This is a genomic window from Arthrobacter sp. B0427-1-12, assembly GCF_059092905.1.
The window spans coordinates 60,030-67,580 of the sequence record NZ_JBNHIC010000024.1 but is presented as its reverse complement, the minus strand read 5'-3'; the positions used below and the strand labels follow the sequence as shown (position 1 = coordinate 67,580).

Below are 7,551 nucleotides of genomic sequence, written 5' to 3'. Positions count from 1 at the left end.
GGCACCCGGTGGATTCACCGGGTGCCGCCGTCGCAGTTTCCGCCAGGCGTCAGGCCCGGTAGATGCTGATGGAGTTCGCGGCGATGGTGTCCTTCTCGCCGGTGCGGATCCGGGCACCGCGCCGCCGGTATTCCAGGTCGCTGGTGCTGTAGCGCAGCTCGAACATCCGCGCCCGCCCGTCCGCCACACCGAACTCGCGCAGGACAGCGGCGTCGGGCAGGGCAAGCGGGGCGCGTGTCAGGCCGCCGTTGATCACCAGCAGGCCATCCAGCAGTCCGTCCGGCGACCCCATGAGCAGCTGCATCACGCGGTTGCCGCGATCCGTCCACTGTTCGGGGGTCATCGGCTGGCCCTGGGCGTTGAACCACAGCATGTAGGAGCTGTCTGGCCGCGCCGGATAACTGCGCGGCTGGTTGTCCAGGAAATCCCGCCGGATCCGGAACAGGTCCGTGGTGGCCCGGAGCATGTCCCGGGAATACTCGTCCACCTGCCAGTCCAGCCAGCTGATTTCGTTGTCCTGCGAGTAGGCATTGTTGTTGCCCAGCTGCGTCCGGCCCAGTTCATCGCCGGCCGTGATCATCGGCACGCCCAGAGACAGGGCCAGCGTGGCCATCAGGTTCCGGGCGGTCTGCGCGCGGGCAGCGAGTACCGCTTCGTCCCCGGTCTGTCCTTCGACGCCGTGGTTGTAGCTGCGGTTTTCGTTGCTGCCGTCCCGGTTTTCCTCGCCGTTGTCCTCGTTATGCTTGCGGTCGTAGGACGTCAGGTCGGCCAGCGTGAAACCGTCGTGGGACGTCACGAAGTTGATGGAGGCCAGCTGCGTCCGCCCGGAACCGGCGAAAACATCGGCTGAACCGGCCAGGCAGCCCGCCAGCCGCGCCACCGAACCGCCCTGGCCGCCCTGGGCCAGCGCCGCCTGGTCCACCAACCAGAAGTCCCGGACGGTATCCCTGAAACGGTCGTTCCAATCGGCCCAGCCGGGCGGGAAGTTTCCGGTCTGCCAGCCGCCCATGCCCACGTCCCAAGGTTCGGCGATCAGCTTGATACCGCGCAGGGCCTTGTCGGCGCATGCGGCCAGCAGGAATGGATGGCGGGGGTTGAAGTGGTGATTGCCGTCGCGGGCCAGAGCCGCGGCCAGATCGAACCGGAATCCGTCGATGTGGTATTCCTCCACCCAGTAGCGCAGGGAATCCATGGCCAGCTGGACGACGCGCGGCTCACCGAAGTTGACCGTGTTGCCGCAGCCGGTCGTGTCCACATACCGGCCCTGGCCGTCGTGGCGGTAGTACTGCTGCCCGGCGAGGCCGCGCCAGGACAGTGCCGGACGGTCCTGGCCGCCTTCTGCCGTGTGGTTGTAGACGACGTCCAGGATGACTTCCAGTCCGGCTGCGTGGAGCCGCTTGACCATCTCCTTGAATTCGTCCTGCACGGCCTTGGGGCCGGCGGCCTGGGCCTCCTTCGTGGCGTAGTCGGGATGCGGCGCGAAGAAGCCAAGGGTGTTGTAGCCCCAGTAGTTCGTCAGGCCCAGTTCCTGCAGGTGCGGCTCGTCGATATGGAAATGCACCGGAAGGAGTTCGACTGCGGTCACGCCCAGCGAGGTCAGATGCCGGATCATCACGGGATGGGCGAAGCCGGCATACGTTCCGCGCAGTTCCTCCGGAATGTCCGGGTGCAGCATCGTCTGGCCTTTGACATGGGCCTCGTAGATGACGGTGTCCCGCAGCGGAATCTGCGGGAGCCGGTCCGTTCCCCAGTCGAAACCGGAGTCCACGTAGACGGACAGGTAACGGATCGGAGCAAGTGCCTGGTTCAGGCGCTCCTTGGAACTGCGCACGGCGGAGAGCCGTTCCGCGGCTCCTGCCTCCTCGGGTGCGGTCTGGTCGCCGAAGGTCGTTCCGTCGTCGATAGCCCTGCCGTACGGATCGAGCAGCAACTGCTCCGGCCGCCGGGCCTGCGCGTCGGCAGACCGCGGCCAGAAGCCGTAGCGCGTTCCGTGGTGGAAACCCCGGACCGTTCCGTGGTGGACGCCGTCGGTCCAGTCCTCCAGCGCAGCCACGGACCAGGTGCCGTCGGATGTCTGGAAGTGGATATCGATCGTCTCGATATCCGGAGCATACACCGCCACATTGACCACGCCGCCGGTGCCACGGACAGCGGGAATGTGTTCGCTGATCCCCAGCGGAAACGGCCGCGAAGGATGCCGGGATTCTCCGCGGTGTTCCATTGACAAGATGCTTGTCATAGCTCCCTAGGCCGAACGCTGCTTCGAGATTTCATACAGGCTGATACCCACCGCCATGGAGGCATTCAGCGATTCCATCGCGGAATCGATGGGAATGGAGACAATCTGGTCGCAGTTCTCGCGGACCAGGCGAGACAGGCCCTTGCCTTCGGAGCCGACCACGATGCAGACTGGCTCTTTGGCCAGCGTCAGGTCCGGCAGCGACACTTCCCCGTCCCCGTCCAGACCCAGGACGAAAATGCCCAGGTCCTTGAAGGCTTCGAGCGTCCGGTTCAGGTTGCCGGCCTTGACGACGGGCACGCGCACCGCGGCACCCGCACTGGTCTTCCAGGCAGCGGCGGTCACGCCCACCGAGCGGCGTTCGGGAACGACGACGGCGTGGCCGCTGAAGGCGGAAACGGAACGGATGATGGCTCCCAGGTTGCGCGGATCGGTGATTCCGTCCAGCGCAACGAACAAGGGCGCGTTGCCGATGTGGCCCTTCTTCCACTTCGCCACGGTTTCCTGGGCGAAGTCGATGGAATCCCCGTACTCGTACGGCGGGATCTGCAGCACCAGGCCCTGGTGGACGGCGTCGTCCGTCATGCGGTCCAGTTCCGGCTTATGCACCTCCATCACGGGAATGCCGCGCTCGGAGGCAATCTTCAGCGACTCCCGGACCCGGTCATCCATCTCCACACGGACGGCGACATAGAGGGCCTTGGCCGGAACTCCGGCCCGCAATGCCTCGACCACCGAATTGCGGCCGGTAACGACTTCCTCTGCCGTCTTGCTCCGGCCGCGGGGTCCGGAGCCCTGCCGGCCGGCCTGGCGCTTGGCGGCCGAGCGCTCGGCAAGCTGCCTGTTCTTGTACGCCTTGTGGTACGGACGGTCCTCCGCTTTGGGTGTCGGGCCCTTGCCCTCCAGCGCCTTGCGTCCGTGGCCTCCGGTGCCGGTCGTGGGACCCTTCTTTTGCTTGCGGATCGCGCCGGGGCGCCCCTTGTTGGCCATCGTTACTACCTTCGGTTGGTCGGTGCGCGTCCAGCCTGTCCGGTCAACGCGAAATACACTTGTGTTTCCTCAGTTTAGCGGGACTCGACACTCCAGTTGGCACCGTCCGCGGAGTCTTCGACCAGAATTCCTGCGGCGGTGAGGGTATCGCGGATGGCGTCAGCCCGTGCCCAGTCCTTCGCGGCCCGTGCGGCGGCGCGTTCGGCAAGCTGCGCCTGCACCAGCGAGTCGAGCGCGGCGTGCTCGGCGGCATTGCCCTCGCCGGTCCGCCATTGCGCTGCCAGCGGGTTGATGCCCAGGGCCGCCGTCATGGCGGTGACGTCATCCAGGGCGGCGCGGGCGCCGTCGTCGTCCCCTGCCGCCAGCGCGGTGTTGCCGCGCCGCACAGCCTCATGCAGGGCCGCCAGGGCGGCCGGAATGTTCAGGTCGTCGTCCATCGCCGCTTCGAAGTCAGCGGGCGCCTTGACCGCACCGGAGGCGCCCAGCTTCGCCGTCGCCTTCGCCATGAACCCCTCGATGCGTTCGACGGCGGCCGCGGCCTCAGCCAGCGATGTGGGCCGGTAGTCCAGCACGGAGCGGTAGTGCGCCTGGCCGAGATAGTAGCGGACCACGAGCGGGCGGGCAGTGGCCAGCATGTCCTGCGGGCTCACAGTGTTGCCGATGGACTTGCTCATCTTTTCGCCCTCGTAGGTGACCATGCCGTTGTGCAGCCAGAAATTGGCGAAACTGTGCCCGGCAGCCTGGGACTGCGCCATCTCGTTTTCATGGTGCGGGAAGCGCAGGTCCAGCCCGCCGCCGTGGATGTCGAAACCGGTGCCGAGGTACTTGCTGGCCATCGCCGAGCACTCCAGGTGCCACCCGGGGCGCCCGGTGCCCCAGGGGCTCGGCCAGGCCGCCGTCTCCGGCTCCCCTGCCTTGTGCCCCTTCCACAGCGCGAAGTCCCTCGGATCCCGCTTGCCGCGCGGGTCGGCGTCCGGGGCGGCCTGCATATCGTCGATGTTCTGCCGCGTCAGGCTGCCGTACTTGGACCAGGAACGGACGTCGAAGTACACATCGCCGGAATCATCAAGGGCCGGATAGGCGTGCCCGCGGTCGATCAGCAGCTGGATCAGCTGGTGCATCTCCGGGATATGGCCGGTGGCCCGCGGTTCATAGGTCGGCCGTTCGACGCCGATCGCGTCGTAGGCGGCCTCGAATTCCTGCTCGAAGCGGTAGGCGAGGGCCCACCATTCCTCGCTGGGAACGCCAGGGTCCTCAAAGGTGGCGGCCGAATTGGCCAGGATCTTGTCATCGATGTCGGTGACATTGCGGACAACCGTCACCTCGAAGCCGCGGTAGCGCAGCCAGCGGGTGAGCTGGTCGAACGCCAGCGCCGACCGCAGGTGTCCGATGTGCGGCATGCCCTGCACCGTGGCACCGCAGTAGTAGAGACTCGCCTTGCCCTCAATCAGCGGAACGAAGTCGCGGATTTCTGCGGTTGCGGTGTCATAGAATCTCAGGCTCACTGCTCTAGGCTAACCGAAACGGCCCCTCCCCCGCGTTCGCTTCGCAGGCCACGTCCTTTTCCCGCCTGCTATGAACGCCTGCTGCTGAGCCAGCGGGGGCGGGGCGGTCAGGTGCGCTTGATAACGACAGCGGTAGCGACGGCGGTGATGCCCTCACCGCGGCCGGTGAAGCCAAGTCCGTCACTGGTGGTGGCTGAAACGCTGACCGGCGCGCCCGCCGCGTCGCTGAGCGCTGCCTCCGCTTCCGCGCGGCGGGGCGCAAACTTGGGCCGGTTCCCAACGAACTGCACGGCCACATTGCCAATGCCGTATCCCGCTGACCGGACGATCCGTGCGGCCTCGGCAAGCAGCACGGTGCCGGACGCACCGGCGAATTCGGGCCGGTCCGTGCCGAAGTGCGTGCCCAGATCGCCCAGGCCGGCCGCGGAGAAGAGCGCATCGCAGGCTGCGTGGGCGACAGCATCGCCGTCGGAATGTCCGGCCAGCCCGCGCTCTCCGTCCCAGCACAGCCCGGCCAGCCACAGCGGCCGCGGCTGGTCTTCGGGCGCAAAAGCGTGCACATCGATGCCGATGCCCGTCCTCGGCACGGGCCAGGGAAAATCGTCCACCGTCAGCCTTCCAGGAACCGGTGCGGATATTCGCCGGCGAGGAGGGCCTCGGCCAGCACAAGGTCCAGCGGCGTAGTGATCTTCAGCGCCCGGACGGAGCCGGGAACCACATAGACCGGGGTGCCCATCATTTCGACCAGCATCGCGTCGTCCGTGATAGCGGCCGCCTGCTCGTCATTGAAGAACTCCGCCGCCTTGTGCGCCTCGCGGAGGGTGCCGGCGTCGAACCCCTGGGGGGTCTGCACGGCGCGCAGTTGCGCGCGGTTGGCGGTGCCGGTGACAAGTTCCGGCGCCAGGTGGGCATCCTGCGCGTCCGTGGAGGCGACAGTCTTGATCGTGTCCACGACTGAGATGGCGGGGATGACCGCCTTGGCACCCTCGGCCAGCGCGTGTCCCACCCGTTCGAAGACGGCCGCGGGGGTCAGGGCGCGGGCTGCGTCATGCACCAGGATGCCGTCAATCCCGGCGCCCAGGGCGGCCAGTCCGGCGCGTACGGAATCCGCGCGGGAGGATCCCCCGTTGACCGCCGTGATGACCGGGCCGTCCTTGCTGTTCTTGCCGGCCGCGGCGCAGACCTGGCGCAATATGGTGTCCCCGCGGGGCACAGCGACGACGATTTCCGCGGCGACCTCGGAGGAGAGGACACCCCGCAGGGCATGGGCCAGCATCGGTTCACCCGCCAGCGGCACCTGAGCCTTGGGCAGGCCGTAGCCTAGGCGTTCGCCGGATCCCCCGGCAACGATGATGACACCCAGTCGCCGGGCGCTCCGGGACTGATCTGTTGCAGTTTCTGTTGATGCTGGCACCAGCCCAGCGTACAACGGGCATTAAACAATTACGGCGGCCAGCCCGAAGGCCTGCCGCCGCAGCTGTAAGGATTCCTATGATGCCAGGACTTCGTCCAGGACGCTGGCTGCCTGCTCTTCGTCTGTCTTTTCCGCCAGGGCCAGTTCCGAAATCAGGATCTGGCGGGCCTTGGCCAGCAGCCGCTTTTCGCCGGCGGAAAGGCCGCGGTCGTGATCCCGGCGCCAAAGGTCGCGGACGACCTCCGCAACCTTGATGACATCGCCTGACGCGAGCTTCTCAAGATTAGCCTTGTACCGGCGGGACCAGTTGGTGGGCTCCTCCGTGAACTCGGCACGGAGCACGTCGAAGACATGCTCCAGTCCTTCCTTGCCCACAACGTCCCGAACGCCAACCAGATCTACGTTTTCTGCTGGAACTTCAATCGTCAGATCACCTTGGGCCACCCGAAGCTTGAGATACATCTTCTCTTCGCCCTTGATGGTGCGCATTTTGATCTCTTCGATCTTCGCCGCCCCGTGGTGAGGGTAAACAACCGTCTCGCCAACCTCAAAAACCATGTGGACATTCCCCTTTCCCGCAAGCCAGTTTATCACGATTAAGGAACCGTCCGGACGCGTTTGCGCTAGTCAGCGCCAGCATCGGAGCGGAATCGGCCCCTCACCAACCCTTGACGGATCCGGGATTTGATGCATGCCACATTCGGCAGAAGGGGTTTCGAAGCAAGGATTTTGGGCAGTTCAAGATAAACTCGCTGTTGACTTGTATCCAAAAGTCACCAACCCCTTCGCCTTTCTAGGAGTATCTCTGTGAGTTTTGCACCGAAGACCCGCGTGCAGCGCGCTGTTGCCGCCGGCGCAGCGGCGCTGGCCCTGCTGGGTGCCACTGGCTGCGGCACGATCAACGAGCAGGCAACTACCAAGCAGTACGCGGCCTCCGACGGCATTGTGCGCAACGTTGGCGACGTCAAGCTGCGTAACATCCTGATCGTTGCCGATAATGAGGCCAGCCCCGGCCGCATCATCGGCACCGCGCTCAACACCTCAGCTTCCCCCGTCCAGCTGTCCTTCGAAGTCGACGGCGGCACCGCCCAGGTGACGGTTCCCGCCAACGGCGAATACCGCTTCGATGACGCGGCGGAAGGCGAGACGGAAGGCGAAGCCGTGCTGGCGCAGGCCGGCGGCATTCCCGGCTCTTTGGTGCCGGTCACGGTCACGGTCGAATCCGAGTCCGAGGAACTCCAGGTCCCCGTGGTCGACGGCACCCTGCCTGAGTACGCCCAGTACGTTCCCGGCGGCAGCACCGAACCCGCTGCGGAGCCGGCGGAAACGGCCGAGTCCGACGGACACGCAGGCGAAGCCGAGGCTGGAACCGGCCACTGAGCCATTCCTCCCGCTGATAGCCG

Annotated in this window: 7 protein-coding genes; 1 reads left to right on the top strand and 6 read right to left on the bottom strand. The window is 66.2% G+C overall.

Going from position 1 to position 7,551, the window contains the following annotated elements:
• Positions 1-49: 49 nt before the first annotated feature.
• The 6 genes from glgX to AC5RWU_RS14910 form a co-directional block, all read right to left on the bottom strand.
• The gene (gene glgX, locus AC5RWU_RS14935) at positions 50-2,239 is read right to left on the bottom strand and encodes a glycogen debranching protein GlgX (RefSeq protein ID WP_494037048.1); all 2,190 of its coding nucleotides are present in this window, start codon (positions 2,237-2,239) and stop codon (positions 50-52) included.
• A 6-nt stretch (positions 2,240-2,245) separates the two neighbouring features.
• Positions 2,246-3,229 carry a 23S rRNA (guanosine(2251)-2'-O)-methyltransferase RlmB gene (rlmB, locus tag AC5RWU_RS14930; protein ID WP_494031928.1) on the bottom strand — a complete coding sequence of 328 codons (984 nt, stop codon included), beginning with the start codon at positions 3,227-3,229 and terminating at the stop codon, positions 2,246-2,248.
• Between the two features lie 74 nt (positions 3,230-3,303).
• Positions 3,304-4,734, bottom strand: coding sequence for a cysteine--tRNA ligase (cysS, locus tag AC5RWU_RS14925; RefSeq protein WP_494031929.1), 1,431 nt, complete (start codon positions 4,732-4,734; stop codon positions 3,304-3,306).
• A 107-nt stretch (positions 4,735-4,841) separates the two neighbouring features.
• The gene (ispF, locus tag AC5RWU_RS14920; RefSeq protein WP_494031930.1) at positions 4,842-5,342 is read right to left on the bottom strand and encodes a 2-C-methyl-D-erythritol 2,4-cyclodiphosphate synthase; all 501 of its coding nucleotides are present in this window, start codon (positions 5,340-5,342) and stop codon (positions 4,842-4,844) included.
• Between the two features lie 2 nt (positions 5,343-5,344).
• On the bottom strand, positions 5,345-6,148 hold the full coding sequence (gene ispD, locus AC5RWU_RS14915) for a 2-C-methyl-D-erythritol 4-phosphate cytidylyltransferase (RefSeq protein WP_494031931.1): 804 nt from the start codon (positions 6,146-6,148) through the stop codon (positions 5,345-5,347).
• Positions 6,149-6,223: 75 nt separating this feature from the next.
• Positions 6,224-6,706: a CarD family transcriptional regulator gene (locus tag AC5RWU_RS14910; RefSeq protein WP_494031932.1), complete on the bottom strand. Its 483-nt coding sequence runs from the start codon at positions 6,704-6,706 to the stop codon at positions 6,224-6,226.
• 249 nt (positions 6,707-6,955) lie between these two features.
• On the opposite strand from AC5RWU_RS14910, the gene AC5RWU_RS14905 reads away from it, so the two are divergent.
• Positions 6,956-7,528 carry a hypothetical protein gene (locus AC5RWU_RS14905; RefSeq protein WP_494031933.1) on the top strand — a complete coding sequence of 191 codons (573 nt, stop codon included), beginning with the start codon at positions 6,956-6,958 and terminating at the stop codon, positions 7,526-7,528.
• The last annotated feature ends 23 nt before the right edge of the window (positions 7,529-7,551 follow it).

What these genes read in the sequence shown, in the direction of transcription:
- glgX (WP_494037048.1), bottom strand. Translation starts at nt 2,239, where the DNA reads ATGACAAGCATCTTGTCAATGGAACACCGCGGAGAATCCCGGCATCCT.
- rlmB (WP_494031928.1), bottom strand. Translation starts at nt 3,229, where the DNA reads ATGGCCAACAAGGGGCGCCCCGGCGCGATCCGCAAGCAAAAGAAGGGT.
- AC5RWU_RS14910 (WP_494031932.1), bottom strand. Translation starts at nt 6,706, where the DNA reads ATGGTTTTTGAGGTTGGCGAGACGGTTGTTTACCCTCACCACGGGGCG.